The following is a 24,101-nucleotide window of genomic DNA, read 5'->3' as shown; positions in this document are numbered from 1 at the left end:
CCCTATACCGGGGCGCTGGGTGTCACTGCGAGGACAAAAGGCACGGCGACCAGAGCCGACAGCACAATGACCCCAAAGGATTTCCAGAGCGTCCCGAATTTATGCGCTTCATTGAGGAAATGAAGCGTGACGTAAAGGCTCACTATTGCCGTGGCGAACAAAAACAGCACCATCAGAAACGGAATGGCAATCGCCAGCAGAAGCGTAATGAACATTGCCGTGATCTGTAGGTACTGCAGCCAGACCGTTAACGTCATGATCTCGTTAAAGGTGGCGCGTCCGCCCAACAAACGCCCCGCAAACAGAAATGCGGCGATACTGAACATCATTAGCGTGCCCGAGCGGATCAGGCTCATAAAAATCGGTTCGGGCGGCGGAGCATCCATGCCGTCCGGGACGGGCAGAAGATATTCGAACCCGAACTGAACCAGCGCATTCAGGATAACGGCTAGACAAAAGCCCAACCACAGAACCTCGCGCCCAAGTCGATATTCCAGCAATCGTCGGGCAGCCTCTGCTGGGTTGGTGAGGGTTAGAACCGCAAGGCTGCCCAAAGTCATGGTATTCATTCAGAGGACCTTTGTGCTTGTTTGAGGCCAGCCAGCCAAAACCAGATAAAAACCCCAAGCCACACAGCGCCCACCAAGGTCAATGCCGGACCGGGCCCGATGAAACCTGCGACCAGACCGTTCAGAAGCAGCAGAGGCGTAGACGCTAGAAGCGCCCAGAACAGAGCGAGCCGCGCGCCATAAGACGTACCCCGACCGCCCACAAGACGGGCAGCGCCATAGGATACGAATGCTAGCGCATAAAAGAACAGCGGTAGAATGATGACAGTGCCCAGCAAGGCGCCGCCCATCAGCATGTTAAGTTCAAGCCCTTCCAAATGAGCCCGACGCGCTAGGCTGGGAAGCTGCGCAATGAACGCCACGACGCAGAACCCCATAACGAAGATCAGCGCCCTGTCCTCACGTTCGCCCAAGTCCAGAAGCCGGCGCACCACACGCCCCGGCCCCCGGTAAGTGGCCACGATATCCGATGTCAGAGGCATCAGCTGTGCCGCGCCAGCCAGCCTTCCAGACGGGTCACGATCTCCTCAGCCAGTTCGCTGTCTTCGATCTCGTCCACCGCCTCGGCCAAAAACGCCAGCGTCAGCATGTTTGTGGCATCCTTGTACGGAACGCCCCGCGACCGCAGATAGAACAAAGCCGTCTCATCAATCGCGCCCGAAGTCGAGCCGTGCGAACAGGCAACGTCATCGGCGTAGATCTCAAGCTCGGGCTTGGCAAGAAACTGGCTGTCATCATCCAACAGCAGCGATTGGCTGATCTGATAGCCATCGGTTTTCTGTGCGCCTTCCTTCACAAGGATCTTGCCCTGAAATACGCCGGTCGCGCCGTTGCGCAGCACTTTCTTGAACACCTGACGGCTTTCGCAGTTCACCGCGTCATGGGTGACGAAAACGGTGTCGTCGTGGTGGAAGTCACCATCTCCAACACAGGCACCTGCCACGTGGGCCACGGCATCATCACCTGTCAATTCGATGACCTGCTCATTTCGGGTCAGAACGCCGTTCGCGGTCAGGGTAAACGATTTGTAGGTCGATTCCTGACCCAAGCGGGTGAACATATGGGTGGCAGCACGCCGCTCATGGTCCCGACCTTGCGCCCGGATGTGATGCAAAGTGCCATTGTCGGCGATATCGATTTCCATGCACTTATTGAAGCGAGACGCCGCCGGACCATTTTCCAGAATTGTCACTTCGGCATCGCTTTCCACGCGGATGACATGGTGCAGGATCGCATCCGAAGTCACCGACTCATGGCGGTACACAAAGTTGATCGGCTTGGACGGTTTACCGGTTACGTGGATCGCGACACCATCAGTCGCATAGGCTGTGTTCAGTGCTGCCAGCGGTCGCTGAACCGGGGTCTGGCCCCGTTCTTCCAGTTTGCCGTACAACTCTTTCGCCCAATGGATATCCTTGCAGCAGATATCTTCGAGCCGATCGATCTTTACTCCCTCAAGGGTTAGATCGTCCGAATCCTCGGGGCTGAAGACGCCATCGATAAACACGATTTTCAGGCGATCGACATCGTTGAACACCATTGGTTCACCTGAGTCGAACACAGCGGCCTTTATTGCCTCGGGTGAAATGAGCGTGTCAGGCTGAGTGTACTTCCAGTATTCGTCACGACGCCCGGGCAGACCCATCTCGCGCAAACGAGCGAGCGCCCCGTCACGAGCTGTCTTCGTGCAGCCGGGATCGGGCATGGTCAGAGACGCCAACCGCGCCTCGGTTGCGGTCTGTTTCGCTTGCGGCAAAGCCATCAGTTCACCTCGGCCAGAATGTCGGCATAACCATTATGTTCAACTTCCAGCGCCAACTCAGGGCCGCCGGATTTCACGATCCGGCCATCCGCCATGATGTGGACGACGTCAGGTTTGATGTGGTCCAGCAGACGCTGATAGTGCGTGATGACAAGGAAACCCCGGCCTTCGTCACGCAGCGCGTTCACGCCTTCCGACACCAGCTTCATCGCATCCACGTCGAGACCCGAGTCGGTCTCATCCAGGATGCACATCTTTGGCTCCAGCATCGCCATCTGCAGGATTTCGTTACGCTTTTTCTCACCACCCGAGAACCCGACGTTCACCGGGCGCTTCAGCATATCCGCATCGATTTTCAGCGATTTGGCTTTAGCGCGCACTTCTTTCAGGAAATCGGCGGCGGACAGTTCTTCTTGCCCACGTGCCTTGCGCTGAGCGTTCACAGCGGTCCGCAGGAAGGTCATGTTGCCGACGCCCGGAATTTCAACCGGGTACTGGAATGCCAAGAATACACCGGCTGCGGCGCGCTCTTCCGGCTCCATCTCCAGCAGGTCCTCGCCGTCAAGAGTGGCCGAGCCTTCGGTCACTTCATAACCATCGCGGCCCGACAGTACATAGCTGAGCGTCGACTTGCCCGAGCCGTTCGGCCCCATGATCGCGTGTACCTTCCCGGCTTCAACCGTCAGGTCCACACCTTTGAGGATCTGCTTGTCTTCTTCTTCAAGCTGTACGTGCAGGTTCTTGATTTCCAGCATGTTTTTTCCTTTTGCATCTCGCAAGGGGCGTCGTGGCCCCGATAAATTCCTATCCCAGCACTTTGCGGATCAGACGTGCGGCAACCCAACCAAGGATTGCCCCGATGCCCACCGCCCAAACCGGGTTGATGAAGTCCATGTAGAAGATGTTGACGTAGGCCACCCCAAGAAGGCCGCCCAAAACAGGCAGGGCGTACCCAAGCCAGGTCAGCACATCATCCTTTCGGATGCCGTTTCGGGGTGTTCGCGTCATCAGCCGACAGAGCCTTCGAGTGAAATTGCCACCAACTGCTGCGCTTCCATGGCGAACTCCATCGGCAGGGCCTGCAGAACGTCCTTACAGAAGCCATTGACGACCAGCGCCACGGCCTCTTCTTCGTCCATGCCGCGCTGACGGCAATAGAAAAGCTGATCGTCGTCAACCTTGGAGGTTGTCGCCTCATGCTCAACGCGCGAGGAGTTGTTCTTGACCTCGATATACGGAACCGTATGCGCCCCACATTTGTCGCCGATCAGCAAGCTGTCACACTGGGTGTAATTTCGGCTATCCTTGGCTTTCGGGTGCATCGACACCAGACCACGATAGGTGTTCTGCGCCTTACCCGCGCTGATGCCCTTGGACACAATGCGCGACTTGGTGTTCTTGCCTAGGTGAACCATCTTGGTGCCGGTATCGGCCTGCTGATAGTTATTGGTGATGGCGATCGAGTAGAACTCACCCTGGCTTTCATTGCCGCGTAAGATGCAAGACGGATACTTCCAAGTCACGGCCGAGCCGGTTTCCACCTGCGTCCACATCACCTTGGACCGATCACCCCGGCAATCGGCGCGCTTGGTCACGAAGTTGTAGATGCCACCCTTGCCGTTCTCATCCCCGGGGAACCAGTTCTGCACGGTCGAGTATTTCACCTCGGCGTCTTCCTCGACGATGATTTCGACCACAGCCGCGTGTAGCTGTGCGGTGTCGCGCTGAGGTGCGGTACAGCCTTCCAGATACGACACATAAGAGCCCTTGTCTGCGATGATCAGCGTGCGTTCGAACTGACCGGTATTTTCCGCGTTGATGCGGAAATAGGTGCTCAGTTCCATCGGGCAGCGGACGCCCGGTGGGATGTAGACGAAGGACCCATCCGAGAACACGGCCGAGTTCAGCGTGGCATAGAAGTTGTCCGAGACCGGAACAACCGACCCAAGGTATTTCTTTACCAGCTCGGGATGCTCTCTAATCGCTTCAGAGATCGAGCAGAAGATTACGCCGTGTTTTGCAAGTTCGCCCTGGAAAGTCGTACCAACCGAAACCGAGTCAAACACTGCATCAACAGCGACCTTACGGCCTTCGGCTGGTGCATCCTCAGCGCCTTCAACACCGGCCAGAATCATCTGTTCTTTCAGTGGGATCCCCAGCTTTTCGTATGTAGCCAAAAGCTTGGGATCGACCTCGTCCAGCGATTTCGGTTTTTCCTCCATCGATTTTGGACGGGCGTAGTAATACTGGTCCTGAAAGTCGATCTCAGGGTAGTTGACCATTGCCCACGACGGCTCATCCATCTTGGTCCAACGCTCAAAGGCCGAAAGACGCCATTCAGTCATCCACTCGGGCTCTTCGTTTTTCTCCGAAATCAGACGGACGATATCCGGATTCACACCCTTGGGCGCGTATTCCATTTCGATATCGGTATCCCAGCCGTACTTATATGTGCCAACCTCGCGCACCGCGTCCACGGTTTCCTGATCGACACCTTCTTTTACCTGGGTCTGGTCCAAAGCGGCCATATGACACCCTCCGTCAGATCACGCGGCGCGCGCGCGATGCTTTTTCTCTTTTTCAAGCCACGTTTCGGCGAAACGCAGCACATCTTCTTCCGTTGTCCGAGGCCCAAGCGACACGCGGATCGCGCTGGCCGCTGTAACCTCGTCATACCCCATTGCGGTCAATACCGCGCTGGCACGAACCTTGCCGCTGGAGCAGGCAGAACCCGCACTGATCGCAAAACCCGCCAGGTCCATCTGCATCACCTGGGTTTCACCCTTCCAACCAGGGGTGGCAAAACAGAGGGTATTGGGCAGGCGGTCCTGATCTTTCCCGACAAAAATAGTAGATTTAGAACTGGCCTCAAGGGCCTTTTCTAGAATATTTCTAAATTCTTTGACCTGCTCCCAAACGCCATTGGCCAAATCTCGTGCGGCTGCTTCAGCTGCAGCCCCGAACCCCGCAATTCCAATGACATTTTCCGTTCCGGAACGACGGCCCATTTCCTGCCCGCCGCCCTTAATCTGGGCTGGCAAATCCGTGCCGCGCTTCATAACGACAGCACCAACCCCCTTAGGTCCGCCGAGTTTATGCGCCGAAATCAACGCCATCTGAGAATCCAACCAGTTGAACGCAACTGGCAGCTTTCCAAAGGCCTGCGTTGCATCGGTCACCGCCAGCCCCGAAGGAAGCGCCTGAACGATCCCGGTTTCCGAATTGGCAAGTTGCAAAGTCGAATTCGCAGGATCAATCACTTGAACTCGACCAGAGGAGTCCACGGTCAAATCCTCTGTTATCCAAGATCTTACGGCGTCATGCTCAACAGCGGCCCCATGCAGGTCACGACCGCCAAGCGTAAGCGCTGCCCCTTCGGTCGAGCCTGAAGTGAACACAATGTCCGCTCCATCCGCGCCGAACGCCGATGCGATTTGCGCGCGCGCTCGTTCAATCAGCGACTTTGCCGCCCTGCCCTCGGAATGAACCGAGGACGGATTGCCGCACACATCCATCGCCGCGATCATCGCCTCACGGGCTTCAGGACGCAGCGGAGTTGTAGCGTTGTGATCCAGGTAAATACGAATCATAGATTCACCTTTTCGCGAATGCGAAATTCTTTCACGTTTTGCGAGGCCAAATGCATCGTCTCACTCATCCACAACGGAAAAAAGGCTGGGAACTGCGGGGCACGGAGCCAGATCATTCTTGATCACATCAGACAGCCGCGTCTGGTGCAGAAAGACATATACATGGGCACTCAGGCCCTCCCACAAGCGGTTTGTCAGCGATTGCGCCCGACTGCCGGAAGAAGCGCCCGAAGCACCCGCCCCTTTTTGCAGGGCGTCAACGGTTTCATCTACGGCTCCCAGAATCTCGACCACGCGGATTTCTGATGCAGGCCGCGCCAAACGATATCCTCCGCCTGGGCCGCGCACAGAAGACACCAGCTCGGCCCTGCGAAGCTTGACGAATAGCTGTTCCAGATAAGGCAAAGAGATATCCTGACGTTCTGAAATCTCGCCCAGCGTCACAAGGGCATCGTCGGCTTGAAGTGCAATATCGGCCAATGCAACCATTGCATAACGACCCTTGGTCGAAAGCTTCATTCTCTATTCCTCTTGGCTGGTACCGCGCGAAAACATTGACGCCGCCGTTGCCAGTGCGTATCTCCGACGGGCAGCGCTTTGCGCAACGCATCTTAATTAGAACCGTTCTAAGGTGCCTGACGATAACCGTCAAGTATATCCCGGCGCCAAGAAGAAAAAGACAGGACCAAAGCACACATGCCCGAGGTGATTTTTCCCGGACCCGAAGGCCGCCTGGAAGGCCGTTACCACCCGCAAAAGGAAAAAGACGCACCGATCGCCATCGTGCTCCACCCGCATCCACAATTCGGCGGGACCATGAACAACAAGGTGGTCTACAATCTGCATTATGCGTTTTACAACATGGGTTTTACCGTGTTGCGTTTTAATTTCCGCGGCGTGGGCCGCAGCCAAGGCGAATACGATCAGGGCGTAGGTGAACTGAGCGACGCAGCATCGGCGCTGGATTACCTGCAGTCGATGAACAACAACTCCAAGCATTGCTGGGTGGCAGGTTTCTCGTTTGGCGCGTGGATTGGTATGCAACTTCTGATGCGTCGGCCCGAGATCACAGGCTTTATCAGCGTGTCGCCCCCGGCAAATATGTACGACTTTTCGTTCCTGGCACCCTGCCCGTCTTCGGGCTTGATCATCAATGGTTCAGCCGACCGCGTCGCGCCGCCAGCCGACACCGTCTCGCTTGTGAACAAGCTGCACGAGCAAAAGGGCATCACCATCACCCATAATGAGGTCGAAGGTGCGGATCACTTCTTCCAGGATCGTCACATGGACACGCTGATCACCGATGTTAGCGACTATGTGAAGCGCCGTTTGACCGAGAACACACGCTGATGTCCGATACCATCACAACCCTTGCCGCCAAACTGGCCGAGGACACGATGAAAGTGATGGATGAAACCGGCGACGACCGTTTCTTTGTTGAAGTGGGTGACTTGTTGGGCGCGTCCTCTCAAACCTTGGAAGAGGCGTTCTTGACTGAGATTCGCGTGCGTTTGGCAGAGCGCAAAGCGCGTAAATTTGTAATTCAAAGACTGTCAGAACACCGTTCAAAAGTTAAGGCGATCGAAAAACAATGACCGATAGACTGTCCGCGCAATTAGAGTTTTTGAAATGCGCGGACAGGCTGAAGTCAGTCAATCGTGCAAATTTTCTTCTGAACCAGTCCCGACCCGAGAATGCGGCCGAACATAGCTGGCAACTAGCCTTGTGGGCTTTGGTGATGCAACCCTTGGCCAGTGAGCGGGTAAGCATCAACCGGGTTATCCGGATGTTGTTGCTTCACGATCTGGTCGAGATCATCGTCGGCGACCATCCGATCCATTTGCAAACAGACTGGCAAGCCGTCGAACGGTCAGAGCAAGCCGCGGCAGCCGAACTGTTCGGGCTTTTGCCCGATGATCACAGGTTGGAATGCCTCACCCTGTGGCAAGAGTTCGAGGCCGACGAAACGCCCGATGCGAAATTTGCGAAATACCTCGATCGCTGCCAGCCAATGTTTCAAGTTCTGTGCGCGTCCAACTCGATGCCAGAACATCGAGCAATCGTTGAGGAAAACCTGAGCAGCGGTCGTGCAGCCTATTTGAAAACCGAGTTTCCGCAGGCTTTCGAGGCGGCCCGTAGCTTACTTGAATATACCCCTCCTGCTGACACTCCATTCTCGGATCGCCTCCCCTTCCTTGCCGAGAGTGATAAATTGAAATCGGTCAGTCGTGCCTCACGCCTTTTGAACGGTGAACGGTTCGAGAATTCGGCCGAGCATTCTTGGCATATCATGCTCTATGCTTGGATTCTGTCCGAACATGCCGCTCCTGACGTTTCCAACGATCGGGTTCTGCAAATGTTGTTGCTTCACGATATCGTTGAAATCGACGCTGGCGACCACCCGATACACGGTCAGGTCGATCATGAAGCTCAAGAGGCCGCCGAAAATGCTGCGGCAGAAAGATTGTTCGGTCTCCTGCCCGATGATCAAAAATCCGCGTTCTTGTCATTGTGGCGGGAGTTCGAAGCCGCCGAAAGTTCCGACGCCCAATTTGCCAAGGCAATTGACCGATTTCAGGCGCCGGTGGGAAATCTTGAAACGGGTGGCGGCTCTTGGAAAGATTACGATGTAACCTATGCGCAAATCGAACAGCGGGTGGGAATCCCCGTTCACAGGGGTGCTCCGGGTTTGTGGGCCTGGCTTCAGCCCCGATTGAGCAGCTATTTCTCGGCAGCTGTCGATATCTAGAAAAAAGAAAAAGAGGCACAAAGGCCTCTTTTTCTCGTGTTTCGGCAGGCGCTTAAACCTTAAAACTCTCTAACCGTTCAACAAACTCGGCTGCGTTTTGTCGACGGACCCCCCGTCTGCAAGCCACCCAAGCACCTCATCAAGGCCGAAACGAAAACGGTAGTAGATGCAGCCATCTTCATTTGAACCAAATTTGAAAACAAAAAAAATCTTAAAACAACAAACCTTTAACATTGCAACTGATGAAAAAACAGTCAGGTTATCCATACTTCACAAATGCTTAAAAAATTGACGCTACATCGCCATTTTCAAGGCGTCGACAGATTCTCCTTGTCCGGCCGGCAGATTTCGTGCTCAACCGCAAGAAACATTTGTCGAGAATCTCCCGTGCCTAAAGCCTATCTAATCCTGTTACTGGCAGTCGTAGCTGAGACCATCGGCACGACCTCTTTGCAAGCCAGCCAGCAATTCAGCCGACTCTGGCCCTCTGTTTTGGTAGTGGTCAGCTATGGGCTCGCATTTTACCTGTTGGGATTAACGTTGAAGTTCATGCCGGTCGGCATCGTCTACGCCATCTGGTCCGGTTTGGGCATCTTTCTGATCGCGATTATCGGATTTATTGTCTTCGGCCAAAGACTGGACTGGCCGGCAGTGATTGGACTGATCATGATTTTGGCAGGAATTCTGATCATTCACCTATTTTCCAAGACTGCAGGTCACTGATCGCCGGTTAGGGCTAGCAAAATGCTCCGCATCGCGGTATGCGCGCGGCAACTTCCCGTTCAAAGGCTGACCTCATGGACCTGCGCAATATCGCAATCATCGCTCACGTGGACCACGGCAAGACGACCCTGGTAGATGAGCTGCTTAAACAATCCGGCGCGTTCCGGGAAAACCAAGCTGTGGCCGAACGCGCCATGGACAGCAATGATCTTGAGCGCGAGCGCGGGATCACAATCCTTGCCAAGGCCACTTCGGTCGAATGGAAAGGCACGCGCATCAACATCGTGGACACTCCGGGTCACGCCGATTTCGGTGGTGAGGTCGAACGTATCCTAAGCATGGTTGATGGGGTTGTCCTGCTGGTCGATGCAGCCGAAGGCCCGATGCCGCAAACCAAATTCGTGACCTCTAAGGCGCTGGCTTTGGGTCTGCGCCCCATTGTGGTTCTGAACAAGGTCGACAAGCCCGATGCCGAACCCGACCGCGCCCTGGACGAATGCTTCGACCTGTTTGCAAACCTTGGTGCCGATGATGACCAGCTGGACTTCCCAGCCATGTACGCCTCGGGCCGCTCTGGTTGGGCTGATTTGGAACTGGACGGTCCCCGCAAGGACCTGTCCGCCCTCTTCGACCTGATCGTCGACCACGTCCCTGCCCCGAAACAGGCAGACAAGAAGGACGAACCCTTTCGTATGCTGGCCACCACTTTGGGCAGCGACCCGTTCATCGGTCGCATTCTGACTGGTCGCGTTGAAAGCGGTACACTTAAAGCCGGCGACAGCCTCAAGGCGCTCAGCCGTGATGGTACACTGATCGAGAACTTCCGCGCTTCGAAAATCCTGGCTTTCCGCGGTCTGGCGCAACAGCCCATCGACGTCGCCGAAGCTGGTGACATTGTCACCATCGCGGGTATGAGCAAAGCGACCGTGGCGGATTCTCTGGTGTCTCCGCAAGTTGAAGAGGCCCTGCCCGCACAACCCATCGACCCGCCGACCATTACCGTGACTTTCGGCATCAACGATTCGCCGCTGGCCGGTCGTGACGGCAAAAAGGTCCAGTCCCGCGTTATCCGTGACCGCCTGATGAAAGAAGCAGAATTGAATGTAGCCATCCGCATCACCGACACCCCCGGTGGCGAAGCCTTCGAAGTCGCGGGACGCGGCGAATTGCAGATGGGCGTTCTGATCGAAAACATGCGTCGCGAAGGGTTCGAACTCAGCATCTCGCGCCCGCAGGTTCTATTCCGCGAAGAAGACGGCCAGCGTATGGAGCCCATAGAGGAAGTCACCATCGACGTGGATGACGAATTTTCCGGCGCAGTAATCGAAAAGGTCACCGGCGCGCGCAAGGGTGAACTGGTCGAGATGAAACCGGCGGGCGCTGGCAAAACTCGCATCATCGCACATGTGCCCTCACGTGGATTGATCGGCTATCACGGTGAATTCCTGACCGACACTCGCGGCACCGGAGTTCTGAACCGCGTATTCCACGGCTGGTCAGCGCATAAAGGCCCAATTCCGGGTCGTCGCGCTGGCGTGCTGATCTCAATGGAAAAGGGCCTGGCCGTAGCTTATGCGCTATGGAACTTGGAAGAGCGCGGTCGCATGTTCGTTGGCCCCCAAGCCGAAGTTTATCAGGGTATGGTGATCGGCGAGCATTCCCGCGATAACGATTTGGAAGTAAACCCGCTGAAGGGTAAGAAACTGACCAACGTCCGCGCGAGCGGATCGGACGACGCCGTACGCTTGACGCCCCACGTTCAGTTCTCTTTGGAAGAGGCAATTGCCTATATCGACGACGACGAATTGGTCGAAGTCACTCCGAACGCGGTCCGCCTTCGCAAGCGCTTTTTGGACCCGCATGAGCGCAAGCGGATGGCGAAATCAGCGTAAAGAAATTCGCTCAATAGTTTACACTTTGGCAACAATGCCACACTATTGACAAAATTAAGACCTGTGCGTGGATGCACGACCATGACAAGCCCGCCATATTGGCGGGCTTTCCTTTTGTTTTCAATAGATTTTCGGACAAAAAGCGGCCTTGCATAAGTTAACCTAACCTAAACACCCCTTGAAAATGTGACTTAAAACGGATGTAATTGTGTTTGAAGTATGGCATAAGTGCTGTGCCAAAAACGAGTAGCACAAATCTTTAGTGCGTAAGAGTTAGTAACGAGTTCCGAAGGAGTGGCGCCATGCGCGTGAAATCCCGTTTATTATCCATTGTATTTCTTTCAGCAACATTTCCCTTGATCACCGCAGGCTCGGCCCAAGCGGAAAGGTGTAACATCAAAACAGCACGGCAATCTGTGTCTACAGACACCTTGTGTGGATGTACCGTCGTCGACACGAGGATGCTTCGCTACATCCAACGTCGGGCTGATTTCGAAGATATTTTAGCGCGTACGCTAGAAAGCTGTCCTGCGTTCGCAGCTGTCCTCACCGATTTCCCGACTGCAACAACCGCTTCCGCTGGCCTTAATGGTGAAGGCGATAATGGCGTTAATAACAACGGCGGCGGCGGTAACAACGGCGGCGGTGGCAATAACAGCGGCGGCGGCAATAACGACGGCGGCGGAAACAACGACGACGGTGGAAACAACGACGACGGAGGAAACAACGACGACGGCGGAAACAACGACGACGGCGGAAACAACGACGACGGCGGAAACAACGACGACGGTGGAAACAACGACGGCGGCGGCGGTGGTAACAACGGTGGCGGCGGCAATAACGGCGGCGGCGGTGGTAACAACGGTGGCGGCGGCAATAACGGCGGCGGCGGCGGTAACAACGGCGGCGGCGGCAATAACGGCGGCGGCGGCGGTAACAACGGCGGCGGCGGCAATAACGGCGGCGGCGGCGGTAACAACGGTGGCGGCGGCAATAACGGCGGCGGCGGAAGCAACGGTGGTCCCGGAAATGGCAACGGGAACAACGGCAACCCCGGCAACGGAGGCGGCAACACCGGAGGATCTGGCCCAGGTACCGGAAACGGCGGTGGCAATAACGGCAACGGTGGCAACAACGGTGGCGGCGGCAACGGCAACGGCGGCAACAATGGCGGCGGTGGCAATAGCGGCGGCAATGGCAACGGCGGCAACAATGGCGGCGGTGGCAATAGCGGCGGCAACGGCAACGGCGGCAACAATGGCGGCCCGGGGAACGGTAACGGAAATGCTGGGAACTCCGGGAACGGCGGCGGCAATAACGGAGGCTCTGGCACCGGCTCAGGTAATGGCGGCAGCAACAATGGAAATGGTAACGGTGGTGGTGGCTCCGGAAACGGCGGTAGCACCGGTGGTGCTTCGGGCGGACAAGGCGGACAAGGCGGCACGATCAACTAAGTTGACAAGCGTTGACATAAGCCAGCGCCTGAAAATGGCTCCAACCATCCGAAAAAAGCAAAAGGGCGACTTCTGGTCGCCCTTTATTCGTTGAAAACAGCTCTCATGTAGAACTGGTAGCCGTTAGTTAACTACTTGCGTAAACACCAACCCAGCTACTAGGCCGACTTGGATTTTGCATACGTAGGAACAAATACCGTGTGGCAGACCATGGCTTGATCTGATTGGTCAGGTTGTCGAGGATCAAATCCCCTGCTGCTGACCTGTAAACTAAAACTGCATGCGAATTGCGCTTGGTATCCAAGACAGTTGCAATAAGCAGTTTACTTGGATCAACGCCTGCGCGGATCAGGTCTCTTTTCTTCAGCAGGGCGAAATCCTCACAATCGCCGCCCCGTGACGTTGGCAACGCCCATCTTTCAGCAGTCCGGTATTGCGAGCGATCCGTTACCGACCGGGTTGTTGCGTTCACTTTACGGTTTACGCGCTGGATTATTCGCATTTCCTGTTGATAGGACATGGATACTGACGCCTTGGTAGAACAGGCCCAGCTATATTGGCGGCACAACTGCTTCGCACCCGACGGCGGCGGTGACACGGCAACACTCTTGATAAACCGACCCTCGCTCGCATCCGCAGTCGAAACCATGCCTAATGTGCCCAACACAAATGCGGAGACAACGGCCAATCGCCCCATAGTTGAGGTCAAACGCCCAAAATCGGCTCTATGATCACTGCTCAAAGGTATCATGTCAGTTCCTCGATCCAATTCTCCTCGTACGCTTTTGGGTAAATCAGACCGTAGTACGTTTCCGATAACTATCGACAGACAAAGCCCATTGCGCAATCTGAGGCGAAATTGCAAATCAAAAGAGGCGGAAATCCGTCAGTCTTTAAGGCCATTTCAGGCAAAAAATGAGAAGACCGAGACACAATCCAAGGGCGAAACGGCGCAAAAAAACATTGGAATTTTGGCGCAACACGCTGAAAATAAAGAGGACTCAAAATAAGTCAAAAACCGGGCAACTAACTAAGTTGCCCGGTTTTTCGATCGGCCAAATTCCGCTTAATTTACAAAGGTCGCGTTGGTGATAGTCGCGACAGAGTTATTCGTTTATCTCGACAACCACCAATTCGCGCTCACTTGCACCTCGTGCATGGTCCAACGCCTTTTGATATTCGGAAGAATTATAACAATCCACCGCAGCTTCGACGGAAGGAAACCGAGCCACAACATTCCGCGGGCGTTCCTTCCCTTCAAGTTGAACGTAGCGCGCGGCACGAGCTATGAACTCCCCCCCATGCTTGGCAAGGGCGGGTCCCGCCAATTCAGCGTATTTGCTATAAGCTTCAGTGTCGGTCACAGTAACATGAGCAATCCAGAGTGCAGGCATCTTAACCTCCCAAGACTTGTTCTGCGGCCTTGATTGCCGCATCTGAATTCGATGCATCGCGGCCACCGCCCTGTGCCATGTCGGGACGCCCTCCGCCGCCTTTGCCGCCCAGTTCGGAAACTGCAGCCCGAACCAAATCAACAGCCGAGACTTTGTCGGTCAGATCCGAAGTCACACCAGCCGCGACGGCTGCTTTGCCGCCAGCATCCGCAATCAAAAGAACGGCGCCGGAACCCAACCGAGCTTTATGTTCGTCAATCAGCGCGGGAAGATCCTTGCCCGACACACCGGAGAGAGACTGTGCAAGGAACGGAACACCGTTTACGTCACGCGCATCGGCGCCACCCTGGCCCGATCCACCAGCCATCGCCAAGCCCCGGCGAAGTTGGGCGACTTCGTTCTGCAAAGCTTTGCGTTCGTCCAGTAGTGTCTTGACCCGACTGACCACATCATCGGGCTGCGCTTTCAACTCAGCCGCAATCTGCCCCAAGCGCTGGTCTTGTGCTGACAGATGGCGGAACGCCTCATCCCCGGTCAACGCTTCTATCCGGCGCACGCCAGCGCTACTGGCGCTATCACCCAGCACGACGAAGGTACCGATGTCTCCGGTCTGGCGCACGTGTGTGCCGCCACACAGTTCGATCGACCATGTCTCACCGTCATGACCCTTGCCTGTCGGCGCTTTGCCCATCGAGACCACACGAACCTCGTCGCCGTACTTTTCGCCAAATAGCGCCTGAGCCCCCAATTCGCGGGCATCGTCCGGCGTCATGATCCGGGTTTCGACGCTAGAATTCTGGCGGATAAACTCATTCACCTCACGCTCGACCTTTTGGATTTCCTCAGGGCTCAGCGCCTTGGAATGGCTGAAATCGAACCGCAACCGGTCCGAGGCATTCAAGGACCCGCGCTGAGCGACGTGGTCTCCCAGCGTTTCGCGCAGCGCTTCGTGTAGCAAATGCGTGGCCGAGTGGTTTGCCCGAATAGCACTGCGGCGCGCGTGATCGACTTCAAGCTCAACCGCGTCACCTTTCGACAACGTACCCTGGCTAACGGTCACCCGATGTGCATAGACCTTGCCTTCAGCAAACTTACGCGTGTCCTCAACCTTCGCCACATCTTGCATGTTTTCGAGACGACGGATTTCCCCTGTGTCGCCAACCTGACCACCGGCTTCACCGTAGAAAGGTGTCTGGTTTACAACGACCCATCCGGAACCACCCTTTTCGATCTTGTCGACCAAGGCTCCATCGACGACCAACGCGGCCACTTGGCCTTCGGCTTTCTCGGTATCGTAGCCCAGAAAATCCGTGGCTCCGGCATTATCCAAGACATCGAACCAGACCGCTTGGTCCGCGGCTTCTCCTGATCCAGCCCAAGCGGCACGAGCTTTGGCCTTTTGCTCTGCCATGGCCGCATCGAATCCATCCGTATCCACGGTCAGGCCCTTTTCGCGCAGCGCATCCTGCGTCAGGTCCAATGGGAACCCGTACGTGTCATACAACTTGAACGCCGCATCACCTGGCAGGGCAGCCCCCTCGGAAAGACCAGCCACCTCATCATCCAGCAGTTTCAGGCCGCGATCCAAAGTCTGCTTAAAACGGGTTTCTTCCAGCAGCAGAGTCTCTTCGATCAAGGCCTGTGCCTGCCCCAACTCGGAGTATTGCGCTCCCATCAGTTGCACCAGCGACGGCACCAAACGGTGCATAACCGGGTCTTTGGCCCCCAAAAGATGCGCGTGACGCATCGCACGGCGCATGATCCGGCGCAGAACATAACCACGCCCGTCATTCGACGGCATCACGCCATCGGCAATCAGAAAGGAAGTCGACCTCAGGTGGTCCGCAATCACACGATGGTGAACGTTCTGATCGCCATACGGATCGACACCAGTCGCATCAGCAGAGGCTTCGATCAGAGTCTTAAACAGGTCCGTGTCGTAGTTGTCATGGCTTCCCTGCAACAGCGCACCAATCCGCTCCAGCCCCATGCCGGTATCGATCGACTGCATATCGAGTTCGACCATCGAGCCGTCTTCGAACTGCTCGTTCTGCATGAAAACGATGTTCCAGATTTCGATGAAACGGTCACCATCTTCCTCAGCAGAACCCGGAGGGCCACCCCAGATATGATCGCCGTGATCATAGAAAATCTCGGTGCAGGGGCCGCAAGGGCCGGTCGGGCCCATCTGCCAAAAGTTATCATTTGTGGCGATGCGGATGATCCGGTCTTCGGGAACGCCGACCTTCTTCCAAATCTCAAACGCCTCGTCATCCGTGTGGTAAACCGTCGTCAGCAAGCGGTTCTTATCGATGCCGAATTCCTTGGTGATCAACTCCCATGCAAACGGGATAGCCTCGGGCTTGAAGTAGTTTCCAAACGAAAAATTCCCCAGCATCTCAAAGAACGTATGGTGGCGCGCGGTGTAGCCCACGTTGTCCAGGTCGTTGTGTTTACCACCTGCCCGCACACATTTTTGAGCTGTGGTGGCGCGCTGATAATCACGGGTTTCTACGCCGGTAAACAGGTTCTTGAACTGTACCATGCCCGAGTTGACGAACATCAGCGTCGGGTCATTGCGCGGGACCAGGGGGCTGGACGGCACCACTTCATGCCCCTGTTTGGCAAAGTAGTTCAGAAAGGTCGATCGGATATCGTTCAGCGTGGGCATAAGGTTCTCTCAGCGCGCAATCATATTGTGTCGAAACGGGTTTATCCCTGTCCCCCCGGATAGTCCACAGCATAGGGTGTGCAGAACGAAACAAGGCGGCCCTAACAGACCGCCTTGCTCATGATAATGTTGGGGTAATTACGCTTCGAGGATATCGTCATCCTCAGCAGCACCGGGCGGCATGTCGAAATCCAGACCGTGGGCCGCACGAATCTTGTCTTCTATCTCCAGCGCGGCACGGCTGTTATCACGTAGGTATTGCTTGGCATTCTCACGCCCCTGCCCGATCCGCTCATCACCGTAACTGAACCATGAACCCGACTTCTCGACCACACCAGCCTTCACGCCAAGGTCTAGCAACTCACCCATTTTTGAGATGCCTTCGCCATACATGATGTCGAATTCCACCTGCTTGAACGGCGGAGCCACCTTATTCTTAACGACTTTAACGCGGGTCTGGTTGCCGACCACTTCGTCACGGTCCTTAATCGCACCGATGCGGCGGATGTCCAGCCGGACCGAGCTATAGAATTTAAGCGCGTTACCACCAGTGGTGGTTTCCGGGCTGCCGAACATCACGCCGATTTTCATCCGGATTTGGTTGATGAAGATTACCATGCAGTTCGAACGGCTGATCGAACCGGTCAGTTTGCGCATCGCCTGGCTCATCAGGCGAGCTTGAACGCCAACATTGCTGTCGCCCATGTCGCCCTCAAGCTCGGATTTTGGTGTCAGCGCCGCCACCGAGTCGACGACGACCATGTTCACTGCGCCCGAACGAACCAACGTGTCGGTGATTTCCAATGCTTGTTCACCAGTGTCAGGTTGCGAGATCAGCAACTCATCCAGATCAACGCCCAGCTTGCGGGCATATTGCGGATCCAGAGCATGTTCCGCGTCAACGAACGCACATACACCGCCACGTTTCTGCTGTTCGGCAATACAATGCAGTGTCAGTGTGGTCTTACCCGAACTCTCAGGCCCGTAAATCTCAACAATCCGCCCCATCGGCAGACCACCGATCCCCAGCGCGATATCCAGTCCGAGCGAGCCTGTTGAGCTTGCTTCGATATCCTGTTTGGCACCCTCGCCCAGCTTCATGATCGAGCCTTTGCCGAACTGCCGTTCGATCTGTGCCAATGCGCTGTCGAGCGCCTTTTGCTTATCTGCGTTTTTCTTGTCGCTCATTGTCAGAAGATCCGCCATTGTCCTGTCGCCTTCCCTTTTGTCACACCCTTGAACGGGCGGCAATCGCTGCTTTGTTCGCCTCTTGTTCCTTATGGGACCAAAAAGAGAACATTTCAACTAAAACTTACAGAACTTACTGTTGGGCAATTGTGTTAAAGAGTCGTTTACGCCAATCTACGAAAGTAACAAATACGAACCAAGGGCAATTAAATGCTTGTTTTCTATAAAGAACGCCTCGCGTTTCTGGCCGTTCCCAAAACAGGCAGCACGGCGTACCACACCGCCCTTCGCGACCGGGCCGATTTTGTTGTGACAGGCCCTCCTGACCTGAAACACGCTCCTGTCCGCCGCTATGACCGCTTTTTTCAGAACATTTTTCGAAAGATGCACGGGACCGAGATGGATATCATGGCTGTAGTGCGCGAGCCGATTGACTGGCTGGGAAGTTGGTATCGGTTTCGTGGCCGCGACGACCGCATCGGGCATCCGCATTCTACCCGAGACATGAGCTTTGATGAGTTCGTACGGGCCTATATGCAATCCCCCCGCCCCGAGTTCGCTGATGTAGGCAGTCAGAGCCAGTTTTTCCGCACGCGAAGCAACGGTCATGGCGCAAGTCATATATACAAGTACGAAAATCAGGATAAAATTCTGGGTTTCCTGGAAGATCGGTTGAATATGAAAATTGACCTGCAACAGGAAAATGTCTCACCCAAACGAGACCTATCTCTGACACCCGAAACCGAGCAAGAATTCCGCAAACGCCACGCAGCCGAATTTACCTGCCACGCTTCAGCACTTTAGTTGAGTTGCTGAAACACCGCCTCGGTCAGTTGATTTAGCGAGAACGGCTTGGGTAGGAAGGCTGAGTTCGCGATCTCCGGCCCGGAATCGCCAAATGCGCCTTCCGTGTAACCCGACATGAAAATTACCCGGACATCTGGACGGGTTTCCATTGCTTTGCGCACCCAGGTGGGTCCATCCATACCGGGCATAACCACGTCAGTGACAAATGCGTCGACATTCAGCGCCCTGTCCTCAAGAAGGCGCAACGCCTCTTCGGCTGACCCGGCCTCTAGCACGGTATATCCCTTTAACCGAAGTGCTCGTGTTGCAAATGCACGCACTGGCGCTTCGTCCTCAACCAGCAGGACAACCCCTTCGCCTTGACGGGCGTTTTGGGGGTGAGTAGCGGGCTCCGCCTCTGGCAACGCCTGCTGAGACAAGGAAGATACTGGAAGGTAGACGATGAACTCGGTCCTGTGTCCCTGAAGGCTGTCCACGAAAATGAAACCTCCGGTTTGCTTGACGATCCCGTAAACGGTGGAGAGGCCGAGCCCTGTGCCTTCTCCAGTACGTTTGGTGGTATAGAAGGGCTCGAACACTTTTTGCAGCTTGTCTGATGGAATTCCCGTACCGCTATCAATCACTTTGACAGTTACATATTCTCCCGGCTGAACCGTCGCGCGGTCACGTCTGAGCGGCTCGCTCAGCACCACTACCTCGGTCTCGATCCTCACCTCACCGCCATCCGGCATGGCATCGCGGGCGTTGACCACCAGATTCATTAGAACTTGCTCCAGTTGCCGTTTATCCGCGCGCACCGGTTTCAGCACCGGATCGTGGCTCAGGATGAGGCGCACTTTCTCGCCGACCAAACGATTCAACAGATGAATTAGGTCTGAGATCGTGTCCCGCAGGTCCAAAACCTCGGGCTGCAGATTCTGTTTGCGGGAAAAGGCCAATAGCTGGCCAACCAGAGCGGCCGCACGGTTAGCATTCTGATTGATCTGCACAAGGTCGCCATAGTCCGGGTCACTTTGATCGTGCCTCAGCAACAACAAGTCGCAATGACCCGAAATAGCCGTCAGTAGATTGTTGAAATCATGGGCAACTCCACCGGCCAGTTGCCCAACCGCCTGCATCTTTTGGCCTTGCACAAACTGAGCCTCCAGCGTTTTGAGTTCGGTGGCGTCGTTCAACACTGCTATCAGATGGATCTGGTCGTTGCTCACAACGCGGCTCAGCGTGACCTGAACAAAGATCTCCTTATCTCTGCGTGTTAAACGCAGAAATTCAGAACGCATTGCCGGTTCCTGAGCGGCAGTACGTCCCAGCCATTCGAGAAGCGGGTGACCGAGCCCTTGCATAATCTGGTCGACATTGGTCCTACCCGGTTCAATCTCGCCAATCAGCTTCACGGCAAGACGGTTAGCCTCCAAAATACTACCATCAGGCGATAGACACATAATTGGCACCGGCAACTCGGCGAAGGAAGCCCCACTACTAGTTTGCTCGTTTTCCGCAAGAGGTAAAACAATCAGATCGCGAGCGGTGCCAGAGCGACTAAGCTCTTTAACGGCTGCTGAAACAGTTCCACTTTCGGTTTGAACCTGTAGAATATCACCCTCAGCTTTTTCCTCATTTTGAAACATCAGGTGCGGTATTTCTCGACCCAAAAGCTGCACCGCAGCAGCGTTCATTCGAAGCAGAGTGCCATTTCGCCCTTCAGTTACAACTGGAACACTAACCTCATCCCATTGACCCGGCGAATCCAGGTGAAAGCGCCAACAGAAACGCCCATTGCCCACGTCAAATACAGAAACCGGAATTGTTGACGCCACAGTTACGATGTCTTCCCTCGTCCTGCCGTAAATTTCAGCCTTGGATTGCAGACGCAGCAATGTTGCCGAAGGATTTGCGAACATCGTCCTCAGACACCGCTCCAGTCGTCCACCCGCAGAGGCCTGAAACTGCCCCCGAGCCTCAGCATTGGCGTGAAGGATATCTCCTTGGGCATTCGCGATCACGCATGGAAACAAGTCCTGTTCCGCAAACACAGCCATCGTCTTAATCGCTTGCTGCCCGAAATAGTCAGAGATCTTGCCACGAAGAACCACTAGAAACGCGGTAGCCAAAAACGAGACGCCCGCCACCATGAGCCCGGTATGCCAGATTTGAGGAAGAAGGCTCACGACGGACGGCAGACACAAAAGTGATCCGATTACGATTAAGGAAAAAAGTCGTATGCTGGACGGGGTCTTTTGCAAGGACGGATTAGAGGATACTTCCGTGGTTTCAGTCATAAACAACTCAAGTCGTTGGGCTTATGCGTACTCAGCCCAAATTAAGTTAATCCCCGATTAACAAAACTCGAAGAATCTCCTTAAAGTTGTTATGTTTGACGCTCTATCGCGTCAAGTGTGCTGTAAAGAAGCCGTCTGTACGGTGGGAAACGAGCCACGTTTTCCGAAAGGATTCACACCATTCGGTATTGTTTTTTAGAAACTTATCAACGACGACCCCATTCTCATCGCCAAGTACGGAACATGTAGCATACGCCAACACGCCGCCCGAGGCGATCTTTGAGGTCAACCCGCATAGAATGGCCAACTGAATCTCAGTCAATTCCTGCAAGCGAGCTTCGGTCAATGCCCACTTGCCCGCAGGAGCCCGTCTCCAAGACCCGCTACCTGAACAGGGCGCATCCGCAAGGATCAGGTCAAACGGGGCCTGTCGCGCGAGGTCTTCAGTCGACAGGATCGTAACTTGCGCCCCCGCCCGTTCAGCTCTTTTTGGCAGGTCTCGCATCCTGCCGAAATTCACGTCATGGGCAAACACCTGAATCCCAGGATGAGCAGCCAGAGCCAGAGATTTTCCCCCTCCTCCTGCGCAGTAATCCAGCACCCGTGCACCGGGGCGAAGATCTAAAGACCCGACAACGGCCTGACTGGCGGCATCCTGAAGTTCAACCAGTCCATCCGAATAGGCTTTGCTATTTGAAATTTTGCGCGAACCCTCAACGACTTCCAGTGCAGTGTCGCAGGCTGGGTGCGCGACGGCCTGGATTCCCTCAGCGTACAAAGCAGCAACGGCTCCGGCTAAGTCAGTCTTGATCAGGTTAACCCGCAAATGAACCGGCGCGCGGTTTTGCAGTGCCTCTGCGACCGCAAACGCCTGATCCCCCAACGACGAATGAAAACGGGGCCAAAGCCATTCTGGGATGTCATATCGTTCAGCCTCGGTCGCGAAATCCCGCGCGACTTCATCTGAGGAAAGAACCGTCGGCGCGTGGCGAGCCCCTGTAAACAAGCCGTCCAGTGCCTCCCCCGAGGTTCGCACCGCGCCAATCATCAAGCCGCGCCCGGTCTCAGAACCTCCGAGCGCCGAAAATGAGCGCTTGCAACGCAACGCAGCAAACACATGATCACGGACCGCCGCTCGATCCTTGGAACCGGCGAAGCGGCTTCGACGGGCCCAGTTGGTCAGGGACTTCTCGACAGGTGATCCCAGTAGAATCTCGTCAAGAATTTCTATCGAAGCCTGAATACGTGCGGCCGGTGTCATGGTCTTTTCCGATACTGATGAGGTGACTTCGGGTCCAAGTGCCTCGAAAGCAAAACGGCGCCCGGGTCAGGGCGCCGTGTTTGGTAACAACCCGATTTACATTACCCGGTAGTTCGGGCTTTCGCGTGTAATCTGCACGTCATGCACGTGGCTCTCTTTCAAACCCGCACCTGTGATTTTGACAAAGTTGCAGTTCTTGCGCATTTCCTCAACGGTCGCACATCCGGTATAGCCCATCGCCGCGCGCAGGCCACCGACCAGTTGGTGAACCACGGCACTGGCCGACCCTTTGTAAGGCACCTGCCCTTCGATCCCTTCAGGCACCAACTTGTCGTTGGCGGCATCCTTTTGGAAGTACCGATCTGCCGAGCCGCGCGCCATCGCACCCAAGCTGCCCATGCCGCGGTAGGATTTGAACGAACGACCCTGATACAGGATCACCTCGCCCGGGCTTTCGTCTGTACCGGCAATCATCGAGCCGACCATGGCACAGGAGGCACCCGCCGCGATCGCCTTGGCAAAATCGCCCGAAAATTTGATGCCCCCATCAGCAATGACCGGAACATCGCCTGCTGCCGATGCACAGTCCATGATTGCCGTCAGCTGAGGCACACCGACCCCGGCAACCATACGTGTAGTGCAAATAGAACCCGGCCCAATGCCGACCTTGATCGCATCCGCACCTGCGTCGATCAGTGCCTTGGTCGCTTCACCTGTGGCAACGTTACCGGCGATAATCTGGACCTCATTCGACAGGGTCTTAGCCCGATTCACCGCATCCAGAACCCCTTGAGAGTGGCCGTGCGCCGTATCGACAACGATGATATCGACGCCCGAATCCACCAGTTGCTCGGACCGTTCAAACCCGGCATCCCCGACCGAGGTCGCCGCCGCTACACGCAAACGACCCAGAGGGTCCTTGCAGGCAGTGGGGTTCAGAACGGCTTGCTCGGTATCCTTCAGCGTCAGCAACCCGGTCAGTTTGCCAGCTCCATCAACCACCAGCAGCTTTTCGATGCGGCGGGCTCTCATCAGGCTCTTGGCCTCTTCCAGATCTGCAGGCTCTTGCAGCATCGCCAGATTGTCCGAGGTCATCATCGCCTTGATCGGCGTATCGTCCGAGGTGGCAAAGCGCATGTCGCGGTTGGTGACGATGCCGACAACGCGGCCTTGCTCATCCACGACGGGAAAACCTGTGAAGTTATAGCGCTGAACCAGTGCTTGCGCGTCGGCCAACGTTTGATCGGCACGCAGCGTGACCGGATTGTAAACGATCCCCGATTCAAATCGCTTAACCCGGCGCACTTCGCGGGCCTGCTCCTCAACCGAGAGGTTCTTGTGAATAACGCCGATCCCGCCAGCTTGCGCCATTGCAATGGCCATGCGGGCCTCGGTCACCGTGTCCATCGCCGAACTGAGAAGCGGGATGTTCATGGTGATCTGACGGGTCACGCGCGTGGTCGTGTCCGCCGTCGCAGGCAGCACCGTCGATGCCCCCGGAACCAAGAGTACGTCGTCAAAGGTGAGTGCCTCACGAATCTGCATCTACTAACCTCATGCAAAAGCCCGTTTGGCGGTGACCCTATTACATGGATTCAGGCCAAGGAAAAGCCCCTGACCAAAACTAGTTTCACCCTGAAAGGCGATACCCCTGCAAAAAACGACGTTCTCCGTATCAAAGGTGCCGCTGAATGGCCTTTCCCTTTGCGCGCAAACTCATATCTTGCCCGGCATACGCGCGAATACAAAAAGGCAGGCCAGT

Annotated in this window: 22 protein-coding genes; 7 read left to right on the top strand and 15 right to left on the bottom strand. The window is 55.5% G+C overall.

Annotated features, from left to right (window positions below; translation table 11 throughout):
* Positions 1–2 precede the first annotated feature (2 nt).
* From ABLN94_RS03020 to ABLN94_RS02985, 8 genes are read right to left on the bottom strand one after another with little or no spacing between them, the layout of a single operon-like run.
* The gene (locus ABLN94_RS03020) at positions 3–569 is read right to left on the bottom strand and encodes a Yip1 family protein (protein ID WP_352988957.1); all 567 of its coding nucleotides are present in this window, start codon (positions 567–569) and stop codon (positions 3–5) included.
* Positions 566–1,051, bottom strand: a complete 486-nt coding sequence (locus ABLN94_RS03015; RefSeq protein ID WP_352988954.1) for a YIP1 family protein — start codon at positions 1,049–1,051, stop codon at positions 566–568. The genes ABLN94_RS03020 and ABLN94_RS03015 overlap by 4 nt, the downstream gene beginning before the upstream one ends.
* The gene (sufD, locus tag ABLN94_RS03010; RefSeq protein WP_352988951.1) at positions 1,051–2,331 is read right to left on the bottom strand and encodes a Fe-S cluster assembly protein SufD; all 1,281 of its coding nucleotides are present in this window, start codon (positions 2,329–2,331) and stop codon (positions 1,051–1,053) included. Before sufD ends, ABLN94_RS03015 begins: the two co-directional genes overlap by 1 nt.
* Positions 2,331–3,086: a Fe-S cluster assembly ATPase SufC gene (sufC, locus tag ABLN94_RS03005; RefSeq protein WP_170497491.1), complete on the bottom strand. Its 756-nt coding sequence runs from the start codon at positions 3,084–3,086 to the stop codon at positions 2,331–2,333. The genes sufD and sufC overlap by 1 nt, the downstream gene beginning before the upstream one ends.
* A 49-nt stretch (positions 3,087–3,135) precedes the next feature.
* A complete protein-coding gene (locus ABLN94_RS03000) occupies positions 3,136–3,339 on the bottom strand; it encodes a hypothetical protein (RefSeq protein WP_352988948.1) in 204 nt (67 codons plus the stop codon).
* Positions 3,339–4,859: a Fe-S cluster assembly protein SufB gene (gene sufB, locus ABLN94_RS02995; protein WP_352988945.1), complete on the bottom strand. Its 1,521-nt coding sequence runs from the start codon at positions 4,857–4,859 to the stop codon at positions 3,339–3,341. Before sufB ends, ABLN94_RS03000 begins: the two co-directional genes overlap by 1 nt.
* Before the next feature lie 18 nt (positions 4,860–4,877).
* Positions 4,878–5,921, bottom strand: a complete 1,044-nt coding sequence (locus ABLN94_RS02990) for a cysteine desulfurase family protein (RefSeq protein ID WP_352988942.1) — start codon at positions 5,919–5,921, stop codon at positions 4,878–4,880.
* A gap of 60 nt (positions 5,922–5,981) precedes the next feature.
* Positions 5,982–6,440 (bottom strand): Rrf2 family transcriptional regulator, encoded by a 459-nt coding sequence (locus ABLN94_RS02985; protein ID WP_170497483.1) that lies wholly within the window; start codon positions 6,438–6,440, stop codon positions 5,982–5,984.
* Positions 6,441–6,617: 177 nt separating this feature from the next.
* On the opposite strand from ABLN94_RS02985, the gene ABLN94_RS02980 reads away from it, so the two are divergent.
* The 6 genes from ABLN94_RS02980 to ABLN94_RS02955 all read left to right on the top strand — a co-directional run bounded on the left by ABLN94_RS02980 (position 6,618) and on the right by ABLN94_RS02955 (position 12,739).
* Positions 6,618–7,271 (top strand): alpha/beta hydrolase, encoded by a 654-nt coding sequence (locus ABLN94_RS02980; RefSeq protein WP_170497481.1) that lies wholly within the window; start codon positions 6,618–6,620, stop codon positions 7,269–7,271.
* On the top strand, positions 7,271–7,516 hold the full coding sequence (locus ABLN94_RS02975; protein ID WP_170497479.1) for a hypothetical protein: 246 nt from the start codon (positions 7,271–7,273) through the stop codon (positions 7,514–7,516). Before ABLN94_RS02980 ends, ABLN94_RS02975 begins: the two co-directional genes overlap by 1 nt.
* Positions 7,513–8,670 (top strand): HD domain-containing protein, encoded by a 1,158-nt coding sequence (locus ABLN94_RS02970; RefSeq protein ID WP_352988938.1) that lies wholly within the window; start codon positions 7,513–7,515, stop codon positions 8,668–8,670. The genes ABLN94_RS02975 and ABLN94_RS02970 overlap by 4 nt, the downstream gene beginning before the upstream one ends.
* Positions 8,671–9,057: 387 nt before the next feature.
* On the top strand, positions 9,058–9,393 hold the full coding sequence (locus ABLN94_RS02965) for an SMR family transporter (RefSeq protein WP_170497475.1): 336 nt from the start codon (positions 9,058–9,060) through the stop codon (positions 9,391–9,393).
* A 74-nt stretch (positions 9,394–9,467) separates the two neighbouring features.
* The gene (typA, locus tag ABLN94_RS02960) at positions 9,468–11,285 is read left to right on the top strand and encodes a translational GTPase TypA (protein ID WP_352988935.1); all 1,818 of its coding nucleotides are present in this window, start codon (positions 9,468–9,470) and stop codon (positions 11,283–11,285) included.
* Positions 11,286–11,746: 461 nt separating this feature from the next.
* On the top strand, positions 11,747–12,739 hold the full coding sequence (locus tag ABLN94_RS02955; RefSeq protein WP_352988933.1) for a hypothetical protein: 993 nt from the start codon (positions 11,747–11,749) through the stop codon (positions 12,737–12,739).
* Positions 12,740–12,866: 127 nt separating this feature from the next.
* Here ABLN94_RS02955 and ABLN94_RS02950 read toward each other — a convergent pair whose 3' ends face one another.
* The 4 genes from ABLN94_RS02950 to recA form a co-directional block, all read right to left on the bottom strand.
* Positions 12,867–13,388 carry a transglutaminase-like cysteine peptidase gene (locus tag ABLN94_RS02950; RefSeq protein ID WP_352989005.1) on the bottom strand — a complete coding sequence of 174 codons (522 nt, stop codon included), beginning with the start codon at positions 13,386–13,388 and terminating at the stop codon, positions 12,867–12,869.
* A gap of 457 nt (positions 13,389–13,845) precedes the next feature.
* Positions 13,846–14,133 carry a DUF1330 domain-containing protein gene (locus ABLN94_RS02945; protein ID WP_170492928.1) on the bottom strand — a complete coding sequence of 96 codons (288 nt, stop codon included), beginning with the start codon at positions 14,131–14,133 and terminating at the stop codon, positions 13,846–13,848.
* A 1-nt stretch (position 14,134) separates the two neighbouring features.
* The gene (gene alaS, locus ABLN94_RS02940) at positions 14,135–16,804 is read right to left on the bottom strand and encodes an alanine--tRNA ligase (RefSeq protein WP_352988932.1); all 2,670 of its coding nucleotides are present in this window, start codon (positions 16,802–16,804) and stop codon (positions 14,135–14,137) included.
* Positions 16,805–16,942: 138 nt separating this feature from the next.
* Positions 16,943–18,010, bottom strand: coding sequence for a recombinase RecA (gene recA, locus ABLN94_RS02935; protein ID WP_170492934.1), 1,068 nt, complete (start codon positions 18,008–18,010; stop codon positions 16,943–16,945).
* A 192-nt stretch (positions 18,011–18,202) separates the two neighbouring features.
* On the opposite strand from recA, the gene ABLN94_RS02930 reads away from it, so the two are divergent.
* On the top strand, positions 18,203–18,796 hold the full coding sequence (locus ABLN94_RS02930; RefSeq protein ID WP_352988929.1) for a sulfotransferase family 2 domain-containing protein: 594 nt from the start codon (positions 18,203–18,205) through the stop codon (positions 18,794–18,796).
* Here the strand turns inward: ABLN94_RS02930 and ABLN94_RS02925 are convergent.
* From ABLN94_RS02925 to guaB, 3 genes are all read right to left on the bottom strand, one after another.
* Positions 18,793–21,078 (bottom strand): ATP-binding protein, encoded by a 2,286-nt coding sequence (locus tag ABLN94_RS02925; protein WP_352988927.1) that lies wholly within the window; start codon positions 21,076–21,078, stop codon positions 18,793–18,795. The genes ABLN94_RS02930 and ABLN94_RS02925 overlap by 4 nt on opposite strands.
* Positions 21,079–21,181: 103 nt before the next feature.
* Positions 21,182–22,339, bottom strand: coding sequence for an RsmB/NOP family class I SAM-dependent RNA methyltransferase (locus ABLN94_RS02920; RefSeq protein ID WP_352988924.1), 1,158 nt, complete (start codon positions 22,337–22,339; stop codon positions 21,182–21,184).
* A gap of 96 nt (positions 22,340–22,435) precedes the next feature.
* Entirely contained in the window at positions 22,436–23,884 is a 1,449-nt protein-coding gene (guaB, locus tag ABLN94_RS02915) for an IMP dehydrogenase (RefSeq protein ID WP_352988921.1), read from the bottom strand.
* Between the last annotated feature and the right edge of the window lie 217 nt (positions 23,885–24,101).

Origin of the sequence: Ruegeria sp. SCP11 (assembly GCF_040329455.1) — a bacterium.
Taxonomy (GTDB): Bacteria; Pseudomonadota; Alphaproteobacteria; order Rhodobacterales; family Rhodobacteraceae; genus Ruegeria; species Ruegeria atlantica_E.
This window is presented reverse-complemented; position numbering and strand designations above follow the sequence as displayed.

Bases quoted from the DNA above. Each gene is read 5' to 3' on its own strand.
- ABLN94_RS02980 (WP_170497481.1), top strand. From the start codon at position 6,618: ATGCCCGAGGTGATTTTTCCCGGACCCGAAGGCCGCCTGGAAGGCCGT.
- ABLN94_RS02955 (WP_352988933.1), top strand. From the start codon at position 11,747: ATGCTTCGCTACATCCAACGTCGGGCTGATTTCGAAGATATTTTAGCG.
- typA (WP_352988935.1), top strand. From the start codon at position 9,468: ATGGACCTGCGCAATATCGCAATCATCGCTCACGTGGACCACGGCAAG.
- ABLN94_RS02990 (WP_352988942.1), bottom strand. From the start codon at position 5,921: ATGATTCGTATTTACCTGGATCACAACGCTACAACTCCGCTGCGTCCT.
- ABLN94_RS02945 (WP_170492928.1), bottom strand. From the start codon at position 14,133: ATGCCTGCACTCTGGATTGCTCATGTTACTGTGACCGACACTGAAGCT.
- ABLN94_RS03020 (WP_352988957.1), bottom strand. From the start codon at position 569: ATGAATACCATGACTTTGGGCAGCCTTGCGGTTCTAACCCTCACCAAC.
- ABLN94_RS02930 (WP_352988929.1), top strand. From the start codon at position 18,203: ATGCTTGTTTTCTATAAAGAACGCCTCGCGTTTCTGGCCGTTCCCAAA.
- ABLN94_RS03000 (WP_352988948.1), bottom strand. From the start codon at position 3,339: ATGACGCGAACACCCCGAAACGGCATCCGAAAGGATGATGTGCTGACC.
- recA (WP_170492934.1), bottom strand. From the start codon at position 18,010: ATGGCGGATCTTCTGACAATGAGCGACAAGAAAAACGCAGATAAGCAA.
- ABLN94_RS02920 (WP_352988924.1), bottom strand. From the start codon at position 22,339: ATGACACCGGCCGCACGTATTCAGGCTTCGATAGAAATTCTTGACGAG.
- sufB (WP_352988945.1), bottom strand. From the start codon at position 4,859: ATGGCCGCTTTGGACCAGACCCAGGTAAAAGAAGGTGTCGATCAGGAA.
- ABLN94_RS02970 (WP_352988938.1), top strand. From the start codon at position 7,513: ATGACCGATAGACTGTCCGCGCAATTAGAGTTTTTGAAATGCGCGGAC.
- sufC (WP_170497491.1), bottom strand. From the start codon at position 3,086: ATGCTGGAAATCAAGAACCTGCACGTACAGCTTGAAGAAGAAGACAAG.
- ABLN94_RS02975 (WP_170497479.1), top strand. From the start codon at position 7,271: ATGTCCGATACCATCACAACCCTTGCCGCCAAACTGGCCGAGGACACG.
- ABLN94_RS02985 (WP_170497483.1), bottom strand. From the start codon at position 6,440: ATGAAGCTTTCGACCAAGGGTCGTTATGCAATGGTTGCATTGGCCGAT.
- alaS (WP_352988932.1), bottom strand. From the start codon at position 16,804: ATGCCCACGCTGAACGATATCCGATCGACCTTTCTGAACTACTTTGCC.
- guaB (WP_352988921.1), bottom strand. From the start codon at position 23,884: ATGCAGATTCGTGAGGCACTCACCTTTGACGACGTACTCTTGGTTCCG.
- ABLN94_RS02925 (WP_352988927.1), bottom strand. From the start codon at position 21,078: ATGACTGAAACCACGGAAGTATCCTCTAATCCGTCCTTGCAAAAGACC.
- ABLN94_RS03015 (WP_352988954.1), bottom strand. From the start codon at position 1,051: ATGCCTCTGACATCGGATATCGTGGCCACTTACCGGGGGCCGGGGCGT.
- ABLN94_RS02950 (WP_352989005.1), bottom strand. From the start codon at position 13,388: ATGGTTTCGACTGCGGATGCGAGCGAGGGTCGGTTTATCAAGAGTGTT.
- sufD (WP_352988951.1), bottom strand. From the start codon at position 2,331: ATGGCTTTGCCGCAAGCGAAACAGACCGCAACCGAGGCGCGGTTGGCG.